Origin of the sequence: Streptomyces sp. TLI_053, assembly GCF_900105395.1 — a bacterium.
Classification (GTDB): domain Bacteria; phylum Actinomycetota; class Actinomycetes; order Streptomycetales; family Streptomycetaceae; genus Kitasatospora.
In genome coordinates this window covers 4,975,521-4,996,640 of record NZ_LT629775.1, presented here as the reverse complement: position 1 = coordinate 4,996,640, position 21,120 = coordinate 4,975,521, and the positions used below count along the sequence as shown (strand labels likewise).

The following is a 21,120-nucleotide window of genomic DNA, read 5'->3' as shown; positions in this document are numbered from 1 at the left end:
CTCCACCCCCCGGTCCGGCGCGTTCGTGCGGCGTGCTCAGTCCGCCAGCGGCAGGTAGACCCGGTTGCCCTGGGCCGCGAACTCCGCAGACTTCTCGGCCATCCCGGCGAGCGCGTCCTCCCCGTAACCGGACTCGACGGCGCTCGAACCGTCCCCGTGCTCCTCGCGGATCTTCTGGGAGATCTTCATCGAGCAGAACTTCGGACCGCACATGGAACAGAAGTGGGCGGTCTTGGCGGGCTCCGCGGGGAGGGTCTCGTCGTGGAACTCGCGGGCCGTCTCCGGGTCGAGGGCCAGGTTGAACTGGTCCTCCCAGCGGAACTCGAAGCGCGCGTCGGAGAGCGCGTCGTCCCAGTCCTGGGCACCGGGGTGGCCCTTGGCCAGGTCCGCGGCGTGGGCGGCGATCTTGTAGGTGATGACGCCGGTCTTCACGTCGTCCCGGTTGGGCAGGCCCAGGTGCTCCTTGGGCGTGACGTAGCAGAGCATCGCGGTGCCCCACCAGGCGATCATCGCGGCGCCGATGCCCGAGGTGATGTGGTCGTAGCCGGGCGCGACATCGGTGGTGAGCGGGCCCAGGGTGTAGAACGGGGCCTCGTCGCAGATCTCCTTCTGGAGATCCATGTTCTCCTTGATCTTGTGCATCGGGACGTGGCCCGGGCCCTCGATCATCACCTGGACGTCCTTGGCACGGGCGATCCGGCCCAGCTCGCCCAGGGTCTGCAGCTCGGCGAACTGCGCCTCGTCGTTGGCGTCCGCGATCGAGCCCGGGCGCAGGCCGTCACCCAGCGAGAAGGTGACGTCGTAACGCGCCAGGATGTCGCAGAGCTCCTCGAAGTTGGTGTAGAGGAAGTTCTCCCGGTGGTGCGCCAGGCACCAGGCCGCCATGATCGAACCACCGCGGGAGACGATGCCGGTCTTGCGGCGGGCGGTCATCGGCACGTAGCGCAGCAGCACGCCCGCGTGCACGGTCATGTAGTCGACGCCCTGCTCGCACTGCTCGACGACGGTGTCCCGGTAGACCTCCCAGCTGAGGTCCTCGGCCCGGCCGTCGACCTTCTCCAGCGCCTGGTAGAGCGGCACGGTGCCGATCGGCACGGGGGAGTTGCGCAGGATCCACTCGCGGGTGGTGTGGATGTTGCGGCCGGTGGAGAGGTCCATGACGGTGTCGGCGCCCCAGCGGGTGGCCCAGGTCATCTTCTCCACCTCCTCCTCGATCGAGGAGGTGACCGCCGAGTTGCCGATGTTGGCGTTGATCTTCACCAGGAAGTTGGTGCCGATGATCGCCGGCTCGACCTCGGGGTGGTTCACGTTGACCGGGATGACGGCGCGGCCGCGGGCCACCTCGTCCCGCACGTACTCGGGCGCCAGGCCCTCGCGCAGGGCGACGAACTCCATCTCGGGGGTCACGATGCCGCGCTTGGCGTAGCCGAGCTGGGTCACCGCGACGTCGCCGCGCCCGCGCAGCGGACGACGCGGGCGGCCGGGGAACACCGCGTCGAGGTTGCGGAGGTTCCCGCCGCGCGGCGAGGTGTGCTTGATGCCGTCGTCCTCGGGGCGCGCCTCGCGGCCGTCGTACTCCTCGACGTCGCCGCGCTGGCGGATCCAGGCGTCCCGCAGCGCCGGCAGCCCGCGCCGGACGTCGGGCTCGTAGGCCGGGTCGGTGTACGGTCCGGAGGTGTCGTACAGCGGGACGGTCTTCTCGTTGGTCAGCACGACCTCGCGGTACGGCACGCGCAGGTCGGGGCGGGACCCCTCGCGGTAGGCCTTGCGCCAGGCGGGGGTGGGGTAGCCGGTGCCGGCGCTGGTCACGGCGGTGCCGTGCGCGGACGGCGACTGGGCAGACTGCGGCTGTGCCTCAAAGGTGGTCAACGGACCTTCAACTCCCTACGCCGGCATTACCCGGTCAGGTTCCTGCGGTCGACGCAGCCTCCGGTCCGTCGTCCGACGTCCCGTTCAGCGCCCTCTCAGCCCGGTGCTCCGAGCTCCCGCGTCCGCAGGCGGTGTTGCCCGCGCATGACGTCCAACACCGTAGCGAGCCGACCGCCGGAGGTCCAGAGGGGGGTCGGCGCGGGAGAACGGCGAGGTCCGGCGGGTGAAGGGTGGGGCGCGGAGGCCTTCCGGCGGGCAGACTGGCCCAGGGCGTGTCCTCGGACCCCCGCCCCGCAGGCGCGGGTCCGGAGAGGCGCCCCAGGAGCCGACGAGTCGAGGGAGGCCGGCGTGATCGGGAGCACGGGGCGGGTCACCGGAGCGGTGGGTGCGGGGCTGGTCGGCGAGGTGATGGTGCACGTGCCGGAGCGGCGGGGCGCCGAGGCGTTCCTCGCCTACCTGGCCGTTCCCGGGGACCGGCTGGTGGTGGGGACGCCGGTGGTGGTGATCGAGTACCAGCCGCCGCGGACGGTCTATGTGGCGCCGATCGGGCCCTGACGTCCGGCGGACCGGCCGACCGGTGACCGTCCCTGCCGGTCCGCCGGCCGCCCGTGACGATCCACGGACCGTCCCGTGACGACCTTGTGACGGTGCGTCATGTCACTTCCCTTTCCCCGCACCGAGCCCCGACGGACAATCCGTTTCGGCGCATCTCCTGCGCCGGAAGGGGGAGTTGAACCATGGGATTCATCATCGCCGGGGCAGCCGCCGCGGCCGTGCTGGTCATGATCACGCTCTTCAAGCTCATGTGGCGGGTGGCCGAGCCGAACGAGGCACTGATCATCTCCGGTTCCCGCCACCGCACCGAGGGGGTCGGTGACGGGCTGGGCTTCCGGATCGTCACCGGCCGGGGCACCCTCGTCACCCCCGGCCTCCAGGGCGTCCGGCGGCTCTCGCTGGACCTCAACGAGGCCGAACTGAACGTCGAGTGCGTCACCACGCAGGGCATCCCGGTCCGGGTCAAGGGCGTGGTCATCTTCAAGGTCGGCGACGACGACGTCTCCATCGCCAACGCCGCCCGCCGCTTCCTCGACCAGCAGAAACTGATCAGCCAGCGCGTCCACAACGTCTTCGCCGGACACCTGCGGTCGATCGTCGGCGGGCTCACCGTCGAGGACATGATCCGCGACCGGGAACGGCTCACCGGTGAGACCAGGGCCGCCTCCGGACTGGAGATGGAGAAGCTCGGCCTGATCATCGACACCCTGCAGATCCAGGAGATCATCGACCCGACCGGTTACATCAAGAACCTCGCCATCCCGCACGCCGCCGCCGTCCAGCGGGACGCCAGGATCGCCCAGGCGGCGGCGGACCGGGTGGCCACCGAGGCGGAGCAGGAGGCCGCGGCCCGCAAGGCCGAGGCGACCCGCAACAGCGAGATCCAACAGGCCTCCTACCAGGCCGAGATGGACACCGCGACGGCCCGCGCCCGGCAGGCCGGACCGCTCGCCGACGCCGCCTCCCGGCAGGAGGTGGTGGTCCAGGAGACCCGGGTCGCCGAACTGGAGGCGCGGCGCAAGGAGCAGCAGCTCCAGATCGACGTCCGCAAGCCCGCCGACGCCCGCGCGTACGACACCCGCACCACCGCCGAGGCGGCCCGTGACGCCCGGATCTCCGCCGCCCAGGCGCAGGCCCAGGAGACCGAGCTGGCGGCCGCGGCCGAGGCCGGACGGGTGCGGATCGCGGCCGAGGCGGACGCCGACGCCACCCGGGTGCGCGGTCTGGCGCAGGCCGAGGCGACCACCGCCACCGGGCGGGCGGAGGCGGCCTCGGTCGAGGCACGCGGCCTGGCCGACGCCGCCTCCGCCCGGGCGGTCGCCCTGGCCAGGGCCGAGGGCATCAAGGCCCGGGCAGCCGCCCTCGCCGAGAACCAGGAGGCGGTGGTGGCCCAGGAGTTGGCCGAGCAGTGGCCGCAGATCGTGCGGGCGGCGGCCGAGTCCTTCGGCAACGTCGAGCACATGGTGCTGCTCAACGGCGCCGACGGGATGGGGGAGCTGTTCGCCAAGGCGCTCGCGATGGGCGGCACCGGGCTCGGGCTGGCCCGGCAACTGCTGTCCACCGTCGGCGCGGACGGCGGGACGGCAACCGCTGCTCCCGGCGCCGCCGCCCCCGCCCCCGCGGCCGGTGCTCCCGCGACCGCGGCAGCGGTCTCCGTCCCGGTACCGGTCGACGCCGTGCCGCCCGCCTTCCTCCACCGCGACGGCACGGACCGCCGCGAGGACGAGGAGCCCGGGCGGGACTGAACCGGTCCGAGTAGCCCGGCGGCGCCCGCCTGAGTACGAGTACTCAGGCGGGCGCCGCCCGGTCCGCAGCACGATGGGACCATGCACCCAGCAGCCACCGCGCGGATCGGCATCACCGCCGTCGGATCCCAGCTCCCCGCCCGACGACTGACCTCCCGGCAGCTCCAGGACGAGATCACCGCGGGCGGCCGGCTGCGCCTGCCGGAGCGGACCCTCGAGAAGGCCACCGGCATCGTCACCCGGCACTTCGCGGCCGACGGCGAGTACGCCTCCACCCTCGCCCTGGGCGCCGCCCGGCGCGCCCTGGACAGCCGCGGCCTGGACCCGCTGGACATCGACCTGCTGCTGTTCGCCTCGGCCACCCGGGACGTCGCCGAGCCCGCCACCGCGCATCTGGTGCAGTCCGAACTCGGCTCGCGCGCCCACGCCCTGGACGTCAGCAACGCCTGCAACAGCTTCCTCAACGGGATCGACCTGGCCCGCTCGACGATCCTGGCCGGCCGGGCCCGGCGGGCCCTGGTGGTCACCGGCGAGACGCCCAGCCGGGCGATGCGGCGGGACCCCGGCGGGGCGGAGGAGTTCCGGGCGGGCTTCGCCGGCTACACCTTCGGCGACGCGGGCGCCGCCGTCGTGGTGGAGGCGGTGGAGCGCGGCGGCATCCTCGACGTGGAGACCGAGACCGCCTCCGAGCACTGGCGGACCGGCGGCATCCCGGGCGGCGGCTCGCGCCACCCGCGCGGCGACGAGTACAGCTACTTCCGCGGCGGCGGCACGGAGCTGCGGGGCGTCTTCGAGAAGATCGGCCTGGACATCCTGACCCGGGTGGCCGCCCGCACCGGCCTCGGCTGGGAGGACTACGCCCGGGTGCTGGTGCACCAGGTGACCGTGCCCTACCTGGAGCGCTTCGTGGAGGCCACCGGGGTGCCGGAGGAGAAGCTGGTGGTGACGGTGCCCGAGCTCGGCAATGTCGCCAGCGCCACGATCGGGGTCCAACTCGACCGAATACATGAGGAGTTGGAACCGGGCGACCGGGTGCTGATGCTCGGTCTCGGCGGCGGTGTGAGCCTGATGACGATGGTCTGGGAGGCGTCGTGACCGCGCTCTGGGTGATCGTCCCCGCCTACCGGGAGGAGGCCAGGATCACCGCCACCCTGAACGCCCTCGCCGCCCAGCGGGACCGGGAGTTCACCCTGCTGGTCGCGGACAACGGCTCCACCGACGGCACGGTCGGGGCCGTCCGCGCCTTCGCCGCCCGGGCACCCTTCCCGGTCGAGGTGCTGGTGGAGCCGGAGAAGGGCGTCGGCTCGGCGGTCGACACCGCGTTCCGGCACGCCATCGCGAACGGCGCCACCCTGCTCGCCCGCACCGACGCCGACTGCCTGCCCGCCCCCGGCTGGACCGCCGCCGCCCGGGCCGGCCTGCTCGACGGCGGCGGACTGGTCTGCGGCCGGGTCACCGCCCGCCGGGACGAGCACGGACCGGCCGGGCGCGCCGTCTTCCTGGTGCTGGTCGCGCTCGGCGCGTTCTTCGGCCGGATCCGGCCCGCGCACCACCGCCGGCACGGATACCTCACGCCGTACCGGATGCACGCGGGCAACAACATGGCGATCACCGCCGAGCTCTACCTGGCGGTCGGCGGCATGCCGCGCCGGCCCTCGCCCACCGACCGGATGTTCATCAACCGCGTCCGCCGGCACACCACCGCGATCATCCGCCGCCGCGACATGGTGGTGCAGAACTCCACCCGCCGGATCCGCGCCTACGGAGTGGTCGGCACCGCCCGCTGGTACCTCGACCGCGGCCCGGGCGCCCGGGCCGTCGACATCCGCTGAGTGCCGAATCCGCCGACATCGCCTTCCCTTCCGCCACCGCAGAGCACTTTGCAAAGTCCTGGCAGGACTTTGCAAAGTGCTCGGAACCCCCTCGTTCCTGCCCCTGAGCGGACTTTGCAAAGTCTCACCAGACTTTGCAAAGTCCGCCGAACCACCCGCCCCACCGACCCTCCCGCCCCGCCGAACCACCGGACCCACCGCAACCCGAGGACACCCCGTGCTCGACCGGCTCGCCCACGACCTGCGCACCCGGCACCCGGACCGCCCCGCCGTCCTGGCCCACACCCGGTTCGGCGGCACCCGCGTCCGGATCCGCCGAGGTGAACTCGCCGCCCTCGCCGACACCTACGCCGTCGCCCTGAACGCCCGCGGCCTGGGCGAGGACACCACCCTCGGCCTCGCCCTGCGCCCCGGCCCGCGCGCACTCGCCGTCATGCTCGCCGCGCACCGCCTCGGCCTGCGGATCGCCGTCCTCGACCCGACCGCGGGTCCCGACGTCCTGGCCGCCCGGCTCGCACTGGCCCGCCCGGACCTCGTCCTCGCCGACGCCGCCGCCCAGGCCGTGGCCGGCTGGGCCCGGCCGCTGGCCCGCCGCGCCGACCTCGCCCTGCCACCGCTGGAGGTGCTCGGCCCGGTCGCCACCCTCGGCCGACGCCTGCCCGGCTGCGCGCCCCGGCTGCGGGTCGGACGCTTCGGCGCCTCGGTACCGCGCGTCCCCGGGTCGGACGCACCCGCGCGCGACACGGACGCCGTCATCGTCTTCACCTCCGGCACCACCGCCCGTCCGCGCGCCGTGGTGCACTCCCGGGGCGGTCTGGCCGCCGGCCTGCGCACCGTCGGCGAACTGGTCGACCCGCGTCCCGGTTCCGTCGTCCTGGGCGGCACCTTCTTCGTGCTCGTCCCCGCGCTGAGCGCCGGGGCCGCGGTCGCCCTGCCCGCCCGCGAACCGGCCGCGCTGGCCCGCCAGCTCTCCCGGCTCGCCCCCGCCCACACCTACCTCACCCCGCCGCAGCTGCGCGCCGCGCTCGGCGCCGGGGCCCGGTTCACCGGCCGGGTCTGGACCGGCTCGGCACCCGCCGACGCCACCCTGCTCCGCCGGGTGAAGCAGGCCGGGGCGGAACAGGCCTGGGGCGTCTACGCGCTCACCGAGCTGTTCCCGGCGGCCGCCGTCGAGGAGGCCGAGAAGAGCGCCTTCACCGGGCCCGGCGACCTGGTCGGCGCACCGCTGCCGGGCGTGCGCACCGCACTGGCACCGGACGGCGAACTGCTGCTCGGCGGCCCGGGCGCCCGGCACCGCTACCTCGGCGAGGAGCCCGACCCCTGGGTGCGCACCGGCGATCTCGCCACGCTCGACCCGGACGGCCGGATCGTGCTGGGCGGGCGACTCAAGGACATGGTGCTGCGCCGCGCCGAGAACATCTATCCCGGTCTCTACGAACCGTCCCTGCACCTGCCGGGCGTCGAACTCGCGGTGCTGGTCGGCGTCCCGGACGGGGACGGCGACGAACGGCTGGTCGCCCTGGTGCAGCCCTCGCCCGGCACCGACCCGCGACGGCTGCGCGCCGCGCTGGCCGGACCGCTGGCGCGGATGGGCTCGGCCCGCCCGGACGCGGTGCTGTTCGGCCGGGTGCCACTGGCCGGGCGCTCCCGCAAGCCGGACCGCGCCGCGGCGTCCGCCCGGTGCGCCCGGGAGCTCGCCGGATGAGCGGGGACACGTACGTGGGGGAGCGGGCCGGGAGGACGGCGGAGCGCGCGGCGCCGACGCCGGTACCGGCCGCGCACCGGGCCGCCCGCCGCCGGGACCGCCGGGTCTATCTGCGCAGCCACCCCCTGCTGTTCGCGCTGCTCGCCGTCACCCGCCGCCGTCCGGTCGTCCGGCTCGGCCGCACCGTGCTGGTGCACGACGCCGAGGCCTTCCGGACCGCGCTCACCCGGATCCCGCTGGACCGCACCGCGCCCGGCACCACCGGCGGGGCGGCCGCCGAACTCACCTCCGGCGGACTGCTGTTCGACCAGGACGGCGCCGAACACCGGGCCGCCCGGCGCGCTCTGGCGGTCGAACTGGACGCCTCGGCGGTGGACCGGCTCCGCCCGTCCTGGCAGGCGGTGCTCACCGCGCGGATCCCCGGACTCGCCGACGGTGACCTCGAACTGGTCTCCGTCGCCAAGGAGTTGGCGGGCGTCACGGCCGCCGCGCTGACCGGGGCGGCGGCCTGTCCGGCGAGGCTCGCCGGTGCCGCCGCCGCGGCCGCCGCGGCCGCCGCCCGCGACCACCTGCCCGGCCCCCGCCCGCCCGGCACGGCCCGGACGGCCGCCGCCCGGGCCGCCGGGCTCGCCGCGCTGCTGCCCGACCCCCGGGACGCCATGGTCGCGGTCGCCACCGTCAACACCAGCGTCGCCGCGCTCCCCCGGGCCGCCGCGTGGTGCGCGGACGCCGGACTCTGGGCCTCGGCCGACGCGGCCGGCGCGCCCGCGCTGGCCGCCGAACTGCTCCGGCTCACCGCGCCCTCGCCGTTGCTCCCCCGGGTGGCCGCCGCCGATGCCGTGCTGGCCGGGCGGCGGGTCCGGGCCGGTGACCGGCTGGTCCTGGTCGCCCGGCACGCCGCCGGGGCGCACCGGCCCGCGCCCTCCCCCGGGCCCGCCGCCGACCAGGCGGTGTTCGGCGCCGGCCCGCACGCCTGCCCCGGTGCCGGGGTGGCCCGCGCCCTGCTCACGGAACTGCTGCTCGCGCTCGCGCCGTACCGGCCGGTGGTGGTCCGGGCCCGGGCCGACCGGCGGGCCGCGCTGCCCGGCTGGGCCGAACTCACCCTGCGCGCCACCCGAATCCCCACCCCGGCCGGACCGCGTCCCACCGCGGCACACCCGGCCGAGGCACACCCGGCCGGACCGCACCCCGCCGAAGCGCACCCGCCCCGACCGCACCCCGCCGGACCGAGCTGCCCCGAGGAGACCCGATGCGGATAGCCGTCACCGGCGCGAGCGGCTTCTGCGGCTCCCACGTCGTCCGGGCCGCCCTCGCCGCCGGCCACGAGGTGCTCTGCCACGGCCGCCGCCCCGGACCGGCCGGGCGCCACGTGCCCTGGGACGCCACCGCCGGGGAGCCCGACTTCACCGGCGCCGACGTGATCGTGCACTGCGCCGCCGCCGTCGCCGATCTGCCCCGGGGCGCCGGGGCCGAGGCCGCCCAGCACGCCGTCAACGTCGCCGGCACCGAGCGGCTGCTGCGGGCCGCCGGGGACCGCCCGCTGGTCTGGGTCTCCAGCGCCAGCGTCTACGACCCGAGGGCCGACCGCGGCTCCGTCGGGGAGGACCACCCCACCGGGGCCGGCCAGCTCAACGCGTACGGGCGGACCAAGGCCGCCGGGGAGCGGCTCGCCCTCGCCGCGGGCGCCGTGGTGCTGCGCCCGCGCGCGGTGTACGGGCCCGGTGACCCGCATCTGGTGCCCCGGCTGCTGGCGCGGGTCCGGCGGGGACGGCTGCTGCTGCCCGGCGGTGACGTGCGGCTCAGCCTCACCGCGGTGCAGAACCTCGCCGACGCCTGTCTGTCCGCGGTCGGTGCCGGCCGCACCGGCGACCGCCCGTGGACGCCGGTCGCCTACAACATCGCCGACGCCCGCCCCTACCGCCGCGACGAGGTGGTCCGCGCGGTGCTGGCCGCGCACGGCGTGAGCGCCCGGATCCACCATGTGCCGGCCCCGCTGGCCAGGCTGGCGGCCCGCTCCGGACGGCTCCCCGGTCTGACCCCGTACGCGGTGGACCAGCTCTCCCGCCACGTCGTACTGGACCTCACCCGCGCCCGCACCCAGGGCTGGCGGCCGCACCGGGACCTCGACGCCTTCCTCCGCGAGACCGCCACCGGCCCAGCGCCGCGCCCGTGAACGCCCGGCGCCCGCGCCCCCGGGGCGGGGACGCGGGCGCCGGGGCAGGTCCGGGGCGCTAGTTCCTTGCGGCCTTCTTGACCAGGATCACCACGGCGGCGGCTATACCGACCACCACCAGCGCCTTGACGGCGAAGGCCAGCAGCGCGCCGACCACGCCGAAGACGAACATCAGCAGGTTCCACGCCAGGATCAGCACCAGTACCGGAACAACGATGTTCCGCACCCACGAGGGCAGCGACTTCCAGAGCTCAGCCATGTCCGTTCCTTCTCTCCCCTTGGGGTCGGCTGCCGTCCGGTGCCGCATCCCGCTCGCTTTCGTACTTCGATCGTACGGCGGCCCGGGGGACGGATCGAGGGCCAACGGCCCCGAGAGAACCCGGAGATCACCCCGAGCCCGGCCCCCGGGTGAACCCGGCCCCGACCTCGGGGAACGGCCCCGGGGACGACCCCGGCCACGCCCCCGCCGCACCCCGCCGTGCCCTTGCCAGCACCGCCGGTCGCGCCCCCGCCGCACCCCCGGTGGCACCCCTGGGAGCGCCCCCGCCCCGGCCTCAGACCGGCCAGGACTCCCGGCGCCAGGCGGCGTCCCAGAACATCCACTCGTAGCGGGAGGTGGTGACGAAGTGCTCGACCACCCGGCGCCGCTCCGTGGGGGAGATCTCCTCGCCGAGCCGGTCGGTCAGCGCCAGCACCCGCCGCACCACCGACTGGAACGCCTCGTCGCCGTAGGTGGCGATCCACTTCGCGTAGAGCGGGTCGGGGGAGCCCTCGGCGAGCAGTCGCTCGCCGACCCGGGCGTAGATCCAGTAGCAGGGCAGCACGGCGCCGACCGCCTCGGCGAAGGAGCCGCCGTAGACCGTGGCGAGCAGGTAGCTGGTGTACGCGCGGGTGGTCGGCAGCACCGGCTCGGCGGCCGCGGCCTCGGCGGTGTCGCCGAAGGCGTCCAGGAACTCGGCGTGCATGCCCTGCTCGGCGGCCAGCGCGCCGATCGCGTCGTCGGCGAAGGCGCGCACCTCCTCCTCGCCCGGGGCCCTGGCCGCGCAGACGGCCAGCGCGCGGGCGTAGTCGCGCAGGTAGTGCGAGTCCTGCACGACGAAGTGGCGGAACGCCTCCCGCGGCAGGGTGCCGTCGGTGAGGCCGGCGATGAAGGGGTGGTCGAGGATCTCGGCGTAGACCGGCTCGATCGCCGCCCAGAGTTCTTCGGTCAGGCTCAGGCTCATGACCCGACCCTAACCGGCCGTCCGCCGCGCCCGCGGTTCAGTCCTCGGGCGGGGAGAACACCACCAGCACCCGCAGTTCCTCGGTGATGTGGTGGAACCGGTGCGGGGTGCCGGCCGGCACGTAGACGACGGTGCCCCGGCCGACGGTGGCGGTCTCGTTCCCGACCGTCAGCTCGGCCCGGCCGCTGATCACCTGGTAGATCTCGTCCTGGGCGTGCGCGGTCTGGGTGTCGGTGTCGCCGGGGGCGAGCGCGTAGAGACCGGCCGACATCCGCGGCTCCCGCAGGAAGCGCAGGTACGCGCCGTCGTTGGCGGCGCGCTCGGCGTCCAGTCGGTCCAGTCGGAACAGCTTCATCGGGGAGCACCCCTCCTCGTACGGACCTCGAACCACCGGCATTCAACACCACCGCGGCGCCCGGAGCCGCGTCACCCCTTGACCGACCTGGGACGCTGGCCCCATGAAGGGTTTCGTCATCAAGACACTGATCAACGCGGCGGCCATCTGGGTCGCCGCCTGGATCGTCTCCGGGATCACGCTCACCGGGGACGACTGGAAGCACAAGACGCTCACGGTGGTCGCCGTGGCGCTGGTCTTCGGCGTGGTCAACTGGCTGATCAAGCCGGTGGTGCAGCTGTTCTCGCTCCCCCTGTTCATCCTCACGCTGGGCCTGTTCACCTTCGTGGTGAACGCGTTGATGCTCTGGCTCACCTCGTGGGCCTCGGACAAGCTCGACCTCGACTTCCACGTCGACGGCTTCTGGTCCGCGCTGTTCGGCGCACTGATCATCAGCCTGGTCTCCTGGGGCCTGAGCCTCGCCCTCGACGAGGACTGACCGCGAACGCCGACACCGACGCCCCGCACGCCCCGCCCGCACGTCCCGCCCCGGACGCGCCGTCCCGCCCCGGACGGACGCAACCGGGGCGGGGCGCGTTTCGGCCGGTCCGGGCTGCGGGAGACTCCCGCACAACGCTCCAGCCCCGGAGGTCGCATGCGCACCCCGCCCCGCCCCGTCGTCAAGCGCACCGCCCGGGCGATCGTGCTGGAGACGGATCCGGACGACCCGTACGGACCGGCCTCGCTGGTCCTGATCAGGCGCACCCGCCCCGGTGCACCGCACCCGTACTGGATCACGCCCGGCGGGGGTGTCGAGCGGAGCGACCGCACCGTGCTCGAAGCCCTGCACCGCGAGCTGGACGAGGAACTCGGCGGCAAGGTGGTCGACGTGGTCCACGCCTTCGTGGACACCATCAGCCACACCCACCACGACGACGGCAGCCTGCTCCACCCGCACGGGGTCAAGGTGCAGCACTTCTTCGTCTGCCGGCTCGCCTCGATGGACCTCGACCGTCGGCACGGCCCCGAGGTGGACGAGCCCAACGGCGACTACGAGGTGGTGCGGGTGCCGTTCACCCGCGAGGGCGTGACCTCGGTCAATGTGGTGCCGCCGGCCCTGCGGGCCTATCTGGCCGCCAACATCGAGGGTGTCCGCGCCCTGCTCGCCCCCGACCTCGCCTGACGGCTCACGGCTCACGGCCCACGGCCCACGGCCCACGGCGCGAAGGTCCACGGCGCGACCCGACGGCTCACGGCGCGGCCAGGTCACCGACCAGGTCGTGCCGGATCCGCTCGGCCGGCAGCCCGGCCCGCAGCAGTACCCCGCTCGTCCGGCGGACCATCGCGGGCGGGCCGGACAGATAGGCCGTCCGCCCGGTCCAGGGCCCGAACCGGGCCACCGCCTCCGGGAGTTCGCCCGCGAGCAGGCCCGCGGCGGCGGACTCCGCCGTCCCGGCGCCGGGGCCGGACAGCACCGCACGCACGGTCAGCCAGCGGTGCCGTTCCGCCAACTCCCGCAGCGCCGCCAGCTCGTACAGCTCGGCGGAGGTCCGCGCCCCGTGGAACACCTCCACCGAGCGGCCCCCGGAGCCGCGCCCGGCGACCTCCTCGACCAGTGCCCGCAGCGGCGCGATCCCGGTGCCCCCGCCGACCAGCAGCAGGTCGCCGTCGTCGGTGTCGTCCAGGGTCATCCCGCCGACCGCCGGGCCGAGCCGCAGCAGGTCCCCGGGCGCGGCCCGGTGCACCAGGGCGTTGCTCACCCAGCCCGCCTGCACCGCCTTGACGTGGAAGGTCAGCAGCCCGTCGGGGCGGGGCGCGGAGGCGAACGAGAAGTGCCGCCAGACCCGGGGCCACCAGGGCGTCTCCAGGCTGGTGTACTGCCCGGCGCGGTACGGGTAGGCCTGGTCCGGGCGGACGGTGAGCACCGCGACGTCCGGGGTCCGGCGCTCGTGCGCCACCACTTCGCCCTGCCACCAGGGCGGTGAGGTGCGGGCGGCTTCCTCGGCGGCCTCGATCATGATCGAGGAGACCAGCCGGTACACCCGGCGCCAGGCCAGTTCGGTCTCGGCGTTCCACCGGCTGCCCGCGTACTTGGCCAGCGCCGCCACCAGGCACTCGCCGACCGGGCCGTAGTGGCCGGTCAGTGTGCCGTAGCGGCGGTGCCCCCGGCCCAGCGCGCCCAGGTGGGCCCGCAGCCCCTCCGGGTCCCCGGCGCTGCGGGCGGCCGTCAGCAGGGCGCGGAACAGCCGGTCGCGCTGGACGTCCATGGCGGCCGGGAAGAGCGCCCTGATCTCGGGGTGGCTGAGGAAGATCAGCGCGTAGAAGTGCGCGGTGGCCCGGTCCGCGACCGGCTCGACCACCGCCAGGCTGGTCCGGATGAGCTCGATGTCCCTGGCGGTGGGCGGCAGTTCGGCGGCGTCGCGGGCCTCCGGCGCGGCGGGCAGCGGGGCCGCCGGCGCGGCCGCGACCGGTGGAGCGGTCGCCGGAGCGGCCGGTGACGCGGCCCCACCGAGGTCGCGCGGCACCCACGCGCGGGACCACTGGTCGCCGGGTCCGGCCCAGTTGAGCCCGGGCGCGCTGGGGAACAGTGGCTCGATCACGGCGCCACCGGGCGCCACCGCCGCTGCGGGCGGGGCCGGGACGGCGGGCGGTTCGACGGGCCTGGGCGGGACGACCATCGACGCCGGGAGGGCGGGTGGCGCGGACGGCGGCATCGGAACCACCGGCCGGACGGACTGCACCGGCACCACGGACAGCACGGACTCCAGCGGCAGGACCGGCCCGGTCCTGATCGGCCCGTGCGCGATCGGCCCGGACGCGATCGGCCCGGGTGCCACGGGCGCAGGCCCGACCGCACCGGACACCGGCGGCAGGTCGGGCGGAACCGGCGGAACCGGAGGCTCCGCGGCATCGGCAGCGCCGACGTCCGCACCGGCGTCCGGCGCGACGCCCTGCCCGCCGTCCGGCGCGGCGTCCGGTACGCCGCCCGGCGCGGCCTCCGGCAGCCCGGGAACGGCCGAGGCCGCCGCCGAGCCGTGCCCGGTACGGACCAGGAGTGTCCTGCGGGACTTCACCGCAACGTTTCGAGTACCCAAGAGAATCGTTTCGCCTCCGGCCGGCCTACGCCACCACCTGGCTTGTCTCTGTTGACGCCCAGGAAGCGTGGCATGCCCGAAGTGCTCATCCGACAAATAGCGTGAAGCCCGGACACCCGCCCCCCGGACGCGCTACTCTCCCCGCCGCGCTCGCCCTGGGTGTCGGTTCCACCACCCAGGGCGAACACTTCGCCGAACGGAACCCGGGCTCAGAGCCGCCGCAGCAGCACGCCCGGCTGCTCGACACAGTCCGCGACGAACCGCAGGAACCCGCCCGCGGTACCGCCGTCGCAGACCCGGTGGTCGAAGGTGAACGACAGCTGGGTCACCTCGCGAACCGCCAACTCGCCCTGGTGGACCCAGGGTTTGGCGACGATCCGCCCCACCCCGAGCATCGCCGCCTCCGGGTGGTTGAGGATCGGGGTGGAACCGTCCACCCCGAACACCCCGTAGTTGTTCAGGGTGAACGTGCCACCGGTCAGCTCGGCCGGGGCGATCGCCCCGGTCCGCGCCGCCTCGGTCAACCGGGCCAGCTCCGCGCCGAGTTGCTCGGTGGTGAGGCGCTGCGCGTCCCGCACCACCGGGACCACGAGGCCGCGCTCGCCCTGCGCCGCGAAGCCCAGGTGCACCGCCGAGTGCCGCAGGATTCCGGAACCGTCCGCGGTCACACTGGAGTTGAGATCCGGGAAGCGCTCCAGTCCGACCGCGCAGATCCGGGCGAGCAGCGCCAGCACGCTCACCTTCGGCCCCGGAACGGCGTTCAACTGCCTTCGCAGCGACATCAGTTCGGTGGCGTCGGCGTCCACCCAGCAGGTCGCGGCGGGGATCTCCCGGTGACTGCGGCCGAGCTTCTCGGCCACCGCCTTGCGCAGCCCGCGCAGCGGGACGACGGACCCGGCCGCGGCGGGCACCGGCCCGGCCGTCCCCACCGGCTCGACGGCCGGGACGGCGGCGGGCGCCACGGCGACCTTGGCCGCGACCGCCCGTTCGACGTCCGCCCGCATGATCAGGCCGTCCGGCCCGCTGCCGGCGACCGCCGCCAGCTCCACGCCCTGCTCCCGCGCCAGCCGCCGCACCAGCGGCGAGATCACCGCCGGCACGCCCGGCGCCACGGTCGGCGCCGCGGCCACCGGCGCCGGGACCGGTGCGGCCACCACCGGGGCGACCACCGGAACCGAAGGAGCCACCGGAACCGATGCCCCGCCGCCCCCGACCCGGCGCCGCCGTCCGCTCCGGGCCGGCTCGGCGACCCCGTACCCGACCAGCGGCCGTTCCACCGCCGCCGCACGCTCCACCGCCGCCACCGCCGCGAGCGGCCGCTCGCCCTCGCCCGGCGACACCGCGACCGTCACCAGCGGGGCGCCGACCAGGACCTCCTCGCCGACCGCGCCGAACAGCGCGGTCACCACCCCGCCGTAGGGGCAGGGCACCTCGACCACCGCCTTGGCGGTCTCCACCTCCACCACCGGCTGGTCGATCGCGATCACCTCGCCGACCTCGACCAGCCAGCGCACGACCTCCGCCTCGGTGAGTCCCTCACCGAGGTCGGGCAGGGTGAACTCGCGCACGACGGGCATCATCCTCAGTCCTCCCACTGCAGCCGGGCGACCGCGTCCAGGATCCGGTCCACCCCGGGCAGGTGGTGGTGCTCGAGCATCGGCGGCGGGTACGGGATGTCGAAGCCGGTGACCCGCAGCACGGGCGCCGCCAGGTGGTGGAAGCAGCGCTCGGTGACCCGGGCGGCGATCTCCGCGCCGGTGCCGCCGAAGCCGGCCGCCTCGTGCACCACCACGGCCCGGCCGAGCGAGCGCACCACCCGGCAGACCGTCTCGTCGTCGAACGGCACCAGGGTGCGCAGGTCCAGCACCGCGAGGTCCCAGCCCTCGGCCTTCGCCACCTCGGCCGCCTCCAGGCAGACCGGCAGCGAGGGGCCGTAGGTGATCAGCACCGCGGAGGTGCCGGTCCGGCGCAGCGCCGCCCGGCCGATCGGCTCGACCGGGGCGGCCGGGTCGAAGCCGTCCTTGCCCCAGTACATCCGCTTGGGTTCGAGGAAGACCACCGGGTCGTCCGAGGCGATCGAGGCCCGGAGCAGCCCGTACGCGTCGGCCACGGTGGCGGGCGTGACCACGTGCAGACCGGGGGTGGAGGCGTAGTACGCCTCGGAGGCGTCGCTGTGGTGCTCGACGCCGCCGATGCCGCCGCCGTAGGGGATCCGGACGGTGATCGGCATCGGCAGCCGGCCGGAGGTGCGGTTGCGCATCTTGGCGACGTGCGAGAACAGCTGCTCCAGCGCCGGGTAGGCGAAGGCGTCGAACTGCATCTCGACCACCGGCCGCAGTCCGTACATGGCCATGCCGACGGCGGTGCCGAGGATGCCCGCCTCGGCGAGCGGGGTGTCCAGGCAGCGGTCGGGGCCGAACTCGGCGGTCAGGCCGTCGGTGATCCGGAAGACGCCGCCGAGCGCGCCGACGTCCTCGCCGAGCACGTGCACCGCCGGGTCCTCGCGCATGGCGTCGCGCAGCGCCGTGTTGAGCGCCTGCGCCATGCTCGTGGTGCGGGCCCCGGCGGCGGGGGCGGCGGGGGAGACAGCGGTCGTCATCAGGACTGCACCTCGGCCTCGGCGGCCAGTTCCTCGGCCAGCCGCGCCGCCTGCTCGCGCAGCTGCGGGGTCGGCTCGGCGTACACGTGGGCGAACAGGGACATCGGGTCGAGTTCGGGCTCGGCGTGGAACTCGGCGCGCATCCGGGCGGCGAGCGCCTCGGCCTCCTCGGCCGCGTCCCGGACCAGGGCGTCGTCCAGGACCCGGAGCTCGCGCAGCGCGCGCTCCATCAGCAGGATCGGGTCGTGCTCCTGCCAGGCGGCGACCTCGGTCCCGGTCCGGTAGCGGGTGGCGTCGTCGGCGTTGGTGTGCGCCTCGACCCGGTAGGTGAGCGCCTCGACCAGGGTCGGGCCGCCGCCGGTGCGGGCCCGCTCGACCGCCTCGGCAAGGACCGCGTGCACGGCGGGCGCGTCGTTGCCGTCGACCAGCCGGCCGGGCATCCCGTAGCCGACGGCCTTGTGGGCCAGGGTCGGGGCGGCGGACTGCGCGCTGAGCGGGACGGAGATCGCGTACCCGTTGTTCTGGACCAGGAAGACCACCGGTGCCTGCAGCACGGCGGCGAAGTTCAGCGCCTCGTGGAAGTCGCCCTCGCTGGTGCCGCCGTCGCCGAGCATGGCCAGCGCGACCGCCGGTTCGCCGCTCAGCCGGGCGGCGTGCGCCAGCCCGACCGCGTGCGGGCCCTGGGTGCCGAGCGGGGTGCAGAGCGGCGCGGTCCTGGTGGCCCTGGGGTCGTAGCCGGTGTGGGCGTTGCCGCGGAGCAGGGTGAGGGCCTCCAGCGGGTCCACGCCGCGGGAGACCACGGCGAGGGTGTCGCGGTAGCTGGGGAAGAGCCAGTCGCGCTCCTCGAGCACCAGGGCGGCGGCGACCTGGCAGGCCTCCTGCCCGGTCGAGGCGGGGTAGACGGCGAGCCGGCCCTGCTTGGTGAGGGTGGTGGCCTGCTGGTTGTAGCGGCGGCCGACGACCAGGCGTCGGTACAGCTCGCGGAGCAGCTGGGGGTCGTGCTTCTCCAGCGCGGGAGTACCGAGGACGCGGACCGGGGCGGGGTCCGGGAGCAGCGGGGCCGGGTCGGTGCGGGGGGCGGTGGCCCCGGGCAGCCAACCGGGTACGGCCGTGTGGTGTCTGTGGTCGAGAACGGTCATCTCGGGGCACCTCCAGGGGTCGCGGGGGCTCCCTACCGATTGTTCGGTCGTCTGTTCATCTTGACCAGAAGCGTGCGAAGGTGGTGGACAATCGGCCCGGGTGGCGGTCGACTGGTGGCATTGCGTCCAATCGTCGGGGGTGGGGGGTCATGTCGGCTGAACAGATGTCCAGACTCGACCGGGTCGACCGGGCGATCCTGCGGCTCCTGCAGCAGGACGGCCGCGCCTCCATCCGCTCGGTGGCCGAGCGGGTGCACGTGTCCCGGGCGAACGCGTACGCCCGGATCTCCAGGATGGTCGAGGACGGCGTGATTCGCGGCTTCACCGCCAGGGTGGACCACGAACGGGCAGGTCAGGGGGCTTCCGCCTACATCACCCTGAAGATCGTGCAGAACTCCTGGCGGACGGTCCGGGAGCAGCTGCTGGCCCTGCCGGGGGTCGCGCACATCGCCCTGGTCGGCGGTGACTTCGATGTCCTGCTGCTGGTGCACACGGCCGACAACCACGCCCTGCGGGAGCTCGTGCTCAACCGCATCCAGTCGATCCCCCAGGTGCTCGGCACCCGCACCATGCTGGTCTTCGAGGAGACCGACCAGGTGCCGCCGGACTGACGGCGGGACGCGGAGGGGGCGGCGCAGGGGACCGGAGCGGGGCGCGGCGGCCCGGAACACACGGGACCGCCGCCCGCGGGACCGCCCCCACGGGACCACTGCCTGCGGGCGCGGCGCCGCGCCCGCGGAACCGCGCTACCGCGCCCGGAGGCCGTCGAAGGCCAGGTGGACCACCGCGTCGGCGACGCCGTCGGCGGCCTTGAGGCCCGGCCGGTACCACTCCACGATCGAATTGATCATGCCGAAGAGCAGCCGGGTGGCCAGCCGCGGCTCGACGTCCGCCCGCAGCGCGCCGTCCGCGACGGCGGCCCGCAGCAGCTCGGCCACCTGGTGGTCGAAGTCCCGGCGACGCTCCAGCGCCCACTGCTCGGTGGCCGTGTTGCCGCGCACCCGCAGCAGCAGGGTGACGTAGGGCAGCTCGGCGAGCAGCACCTCGGCGGTCCGCCGCACCACGTGCTCCAGCCGCTCCACCGCCGGCCCCCGAACCGCGCCCGGCTCGGCCAGGATCCCGAACAGACCGTCCAGGGCCCGCCCGACGGCCAGCCGGAGCAGCTCCTCCTTGCCGCGCACGTGGTGGTAGATCGAGGACTTGGAGATCCCGGCCGCGCGCGACAGGTCCTCCATCGAGGTGCCGTCGTACCCGCGCTCGTTGAACACGTCGACGGTCACCGCGAGCAGGGACTCCACGGTGTAGGCGGTGCGCGGGGTGTGATCGGCCATTCCCCGAGTATCCCCGCCCGCCCCGCCCCGACCGCGCCCGGGTGCCCTGGTCCACACCAAAGCCCGGAGCCAGACCCTAGACTCGGCGGACGATCCGTCCATGGCCGAGCAGGTGGGGAAGTCGCATGAGCGCAATACCGGCAGTCGAATCCGATCTGCCCGAACAGCGTAGCGGCGTCACCACGACCGAGCCCGCTTCCGACTGGCGCGAGCGCGCCCGGGAGCTCGTGCTGCGCTTCGGCCCGGCCGTGTGGTGCTACGCCGTCCTGAAGCTGGTCGGCTTCACCGTCTTCATGAAGCTGCTCTCCTTCTCCGGCGACTACCTCGAGAAGCACCCCCGGTTCGGCGGCGGCGCCAACCCCTGGGACGTGCTGGCCAGCTGGGACGGCTGGTGGTACCAGCAGGTCGCCCTGTTCGGCTACCACCCGGCACTGGTGAGCGTCCCCAACGGCGTCCCGGGCTTCACGATCGAGCAGAACTCGGCGGCCTTCTTCCCGCTCTACCCGGGCCTGATGCGGCTGGTCTCCGAGGTGAGCCCGTTCGGCCTGTACGGGGCCGGGATGATCGTCTCGGTGGTCGCCTCGCTGTTCGCCGCGGCCGGCATCTACGCCGTGGTGGACCGGATGGCCGGGCCGCGCGCCGGCGTGATCGCGGCCGGTCTGTGGGCGATCGCCCCGGGGTCGGGCGCCGAGTGGGCGCTCTACTCGGACTCGCTGTTCATCGCGCTGGCCGCCTGGTCCTGCTACTGCGTGATGACCAAGCAGTGGGTGGCGGCCGGGGTGCTCACCCTGGTCGCGGGACTCAACCGGCCCACCTCGGCGGCGCTGATCGGCGCGGTCGGCCTGGCCGCCCTGGTGGAGCTGTACCGGCGGGAGAGCGGGGTGGCGCGCCCGCTGACCGCGATGCTGCTGGCCCCGCTGGGGCTGCTCGGCTACGTCGGCTGGGTGGGCTGGCGGATGGGCGAGTGGGGCGGCTACTTCACCCTCCAGCACGACGCCTGGCTGCACTACTTCGACTGGGGCCAGGGCACCTGGGCCGCGATCCGCGGCGTACTGCTGGGCCGCAACGACTACCCGTTCGCGTACCACACGGCCGACATGCTGGCGACGCTGATCGTGCTGAGCCTGCCGGTGCTGATCGTGCTGCTGGTCCGGCTGCGCCCGCCGCTGGTGCTGACCGCGTACACCCTGGCCACCATCGTCTCGGTGCTCGGCAGCCTGGGCATCTTCGGCAACACCTCGCGCTACCTGCTGCCGGCCTTCCCGCTGCTGATCGCGCTCGCGGTGGCGATGCGGAAGCTGAGCTGGCCGGTGCTGGCGGCGGTACTGGGCTTCGGGGCGGTCGCCTCCGGCTGGTACGGCGGGTACGTGATCTTCGAGCTGGGCATCCCGTAACCCCTCCGGTCAGCCGGCCCCGGGGGCGCGTCCGCTGCGGACGCGCCCCCGGCGTTTTCGCCCGCCCCCGGTGCGCTGCGGCACACCGTTCCCGTTCGCCCTCTTGAGCCGACCGATCGTTCGGTT

Annotated in this window: 20 protein-coding genes; 11 read left to right on the top strand and 9 right to left on the bottom strand. The window is 74.7% G+C overall.

What is annotated here, in order from left to right; all coding sequences use genetic code 11:
* Nucleotides 1–36: 36 nt before the first annotated feature.
* A complete protein-coding gene (gene thiC / locus BLU95_RS20165) occupies nt 37–1,809 on the bottom strand; it encodes a phosphomethylpyrimidine synthase ThiC (protein WP_093864997.1) in 1,773 nt (590 codons plus the stop codon).
* 408 nt (nt 1,810–2,217) lie between these two features.
* On the opposite strand from thiC, the gene BLU95_RS20160 reads away from it, so the two are divergent.
* The 7 genes from BLU95_RS20160 to BLU95_RS20130 all read left to right on the top strand — a co-directional run bounded on the left by BLU95_RS20160 (nt 2,218) and on the right by BLU95_RS20130 (nt 9,879).
* Nucleotides 2,218–2,424: an NfeD C-terminal domain-containing protein gene (locus BLU95_RS20160; RefSeq protein WP_030392359.1), complete on the top strand. Its 207-nt coding sequence runs from the start codon at nt 2,218–2,220 to the stop codon at nt 2,422–2,424.
* Between the two features lie 182 nt (nt 2,425–2,606).
* On the top strand, nt 2,607–4,169 hold the full coding sequence (locus BLU95_RS20155) for an SPFH domain-containing protein (protein WP_093861257.1): 1,563 nt from the start codon (nt 2,607–2,609) through the stop codon (nt 4,167–4,169).
* Between the two features lie 81 nt (nt 4,170–4,250).
* Complete coding sequence (locus BLU95_RS20150; RefSeq protein WP_093861256.1) at nt 4,251–5,264, top strand: 3-oxoacyl-ACP synthase III family protein; 1,014 nt, start codon at nt 4,251–4,253, stop codon at nt 5,262–5,264.
* Entirely contained in the window at nt 5,261–6,001 is a 741-nt protein-coding gene (locus BLU95_RS20145) for a glycosyltransferase family A protein (RefSeq protein ID WP_093861255.1), read from the top strand. Before BLU95_RS20150 ends, BLU95_RS20145 begins: the two co-directional genes overlap by 4 nt.
* A 217-nt stretch (nt 6,002–6,218) precedes the next feature.
* On the top strand, nt 6,219–7,706 hold the full coding sequence (locus BLU95_RS20140; RefSeq protein ID WP_093861254.1) for a class I adenylate-forming enzyme family protein: 1,488 nt from the start codon (nt 6,219–6,221) through the stop codon (nt 7,704–7,706).
* Nucleotides 7,703–8,965 carry a cytochrome P450 family protein gene (locus BLU95_RS20135; RefSeq protein ID WP_197698604.1) on the top strand — a complete coding sequence of 421 codons (1,263 nt, stop codon included), beginning with the start codon at nt 7,703–7,705 and terminating at the stop codon, nt 8,963–8,965. Before BLU95_RS20140 ends, BLU95_RS20135 begins: the two co-directional genes overlap by 4 nt.
* Nucleotides 8,956–9,879, top strand: a complete 924-nt coding sequence (locus BLU95_RS20130) for an NAD-dependent epimerase/dehydratase family protein (RefSeq protein ID WP_093861253.1) — start codon at nt 8,956–8,958, stop codon at nt 9,877–9,879. The genes BLU95_RS20135 and BLU95_RS20130 overlap by 10 nt, the downstream gene beginning before the upstream one ends.
* A 58-nt stretch (nt 9,880–9,937) precedes the next feature.
* On the opposite strand, the gene BLU95_RS20125 is transcribed toward BLU95_RS20130, so the two are convergent.
* The 3 genes from BLU95_RS20125 to BLU95_RS20115 all read right to left on the bottom strand — a co-directional run bounded on the left by BLU95_RS20125 (nt 9,938) and on the right by BLU95_RS20115 (nt 11,457).
* Complete coding sequence (locus tag BLU95_RS20125) at nt 9,938–10,138, bottom strand: DUF5326 family protein (RefSeq protein WP_030305494.1); 201 nt, start codon at nt 10,136–10,138, stop codon at nt 9,938–9,940.
* Between the two features lie 295 nt (nt 10,139–10,433).
* Nucleotides 10,434–11,102, bottom strand: coding sequence for a thiaminase II (gene tenA / locus BLU95_RS20120; RefSeq protein WP_093861252.1), 669 nt, complete (start codon nt 11,100–11,102; stop codon nt 10,434–10,436).
* A 37-nt stretch (nt 11,103–11,139) separates the two neighbouring features.
* The gene (locus BLU95_RS20115) at nt 11,140–11,457 is read right to left on the bottom strand and encodes a cupin domain-containing protein (protein WP_093861251.1); all 318 of its coding nucleotides are present in this window, start codon (nt 11,455–11,457) and stop codon (nt 11,140–11,142) included.
* Nucleotides 11,458–11,560: 103 nt separating this feature from the next.
* On the opposite strand from BLU95_RS20115, the gene BLU95_RS20110 reads away from it, so the two are divergent.
* The gene (locus BLU95_RS20110; RefSeq protein WP_093861250.1) at nt 11,561–11,935 is read left to right on the top strand and encodes a phage holin family protein; all 375 of its coding nucleotides are present in this window, start codon (nt 11,561–11,563) and stop codon (nt 11,933–11,935) included.
* 156 nt (nt 11,936–12,091) lie between these two features.
* A complete protein-coding gene (locus tag BLU95_RS20105; RefSeq protein ID WP_093861249.1) occupies nt 12,092–12,619 on the top strand; it encodes an NUDIX domain-containing protein in 528 nt (175 codons plus the stop codon).
* A 67-nt stretch (nt 12,620–12,686) separates the two neighbouring features.
* On the opposite strand, the gene BLU95_RS45155 is transcribed toward BLU95_RS20105, so the two are convergent.
* From BLU95_RS45155 to pdhA, 4 genes are all read right to left on the bottom strand, one after another.
* A complete protein-coding gene (locus BLU95_RS45155; protein ID WP_286158569.1) occupies nt 12,687–14,510 on the bottom strand; it encodes a globin domain-containing protein in 1,824 nt (607 codons plus the stop codon).
* Nucleotides 14,511–14,740: 230 nt separating this feature from the next.
* Nucleotides 14,741–16,108 carry a dihydrolipoamide acetyltransferase family protein gene (locus BLU95_RS20095; RefSeq protein WP_093864995.1) on the bottom strand — a complete coding sequence of 456 codons (1,368 nt, stop codon included), beginning with the start codon at nt 16,106–16,108 and terminating at the stop codon, nt 14,741–14,743.
* A gap of 5 nt (nt 16,109–16,113) precedes the next feature.
* The gene (locus BLU95_RS20090; RefSeq protein ID WP_400749066.1) at nt 16,114–17,133 is read right to left on the bottom strand and encodes an alpha-ketoacid dehydrogenase subunit beta; all 1,020 of its coding nucleotides are present in this window, start codon (nt 17,131–17,133) and stop codon (nt 16,114–16,116) included.
* Entirely contained in the window at nt 17,130–18,269 is a 1,140-nt protein-coding gene (gene pdhA / locus BLU95_RS20085; protein WP_093861247.1) for a pyruvate dehydrogenase (acetyl-transferring) E1 component subunit alpha, read from the bottom strand. Before pdhA ends, BLU95_RS20090 begins: the two co-directional genes overlap by 4 nt.
* A gap of 164 nt (nt 18,270–18,433) precedes the next feature.
* Between pdhA and BLU95_RS20080 the strand changes: the two genes are divergently transcribed.
* Nucleotides 18,434–18,880, top strand: a complete 447-nt coding sequence (locus BLU95_RS20080) for an Lrp/AsnC family transcriptional regulator (protein WP_078879731.1) — start codon at nt 18,434–18,436, stop codon at nt 18,878–18,880.
* Nucleotides 18,881–19,015: 135 nt separating this feature from the next.
* On the opposite strand, the gene BLU95_RS20075 is transcribed toward BLU95_RS20080, so the two are convergent.
* Nucleotides 19,016–19,600: a TetR/AcrR family transcriptional regulator gene (locus tag BLU95_RS20075; protein WP_093861246.1), complete on the bottom strand. Its 585-nt coding sequence runs from the start codon at nt 19,598–19,600 to the stop codon at nt 19,016–19,018.
* A 125-nt stretch (nt 19,601–19,725) separates the two neighbouring features.
* Between BLU95_RS20075 and BLU95_RS20070 the strand changes: the two genes are divergently transcribed.
* A complete protein-coding gene (locus BLU95_RS20070) occupies nt 19,726–20,994 on the top strand; it encodes a putative hexosyltransferase (protein WP_093861245.1) in 1,269 nt (422 codons plus the stop codon).
* Nucleotides 20,995–21,120: the final 126 nt, after the last annotated feature.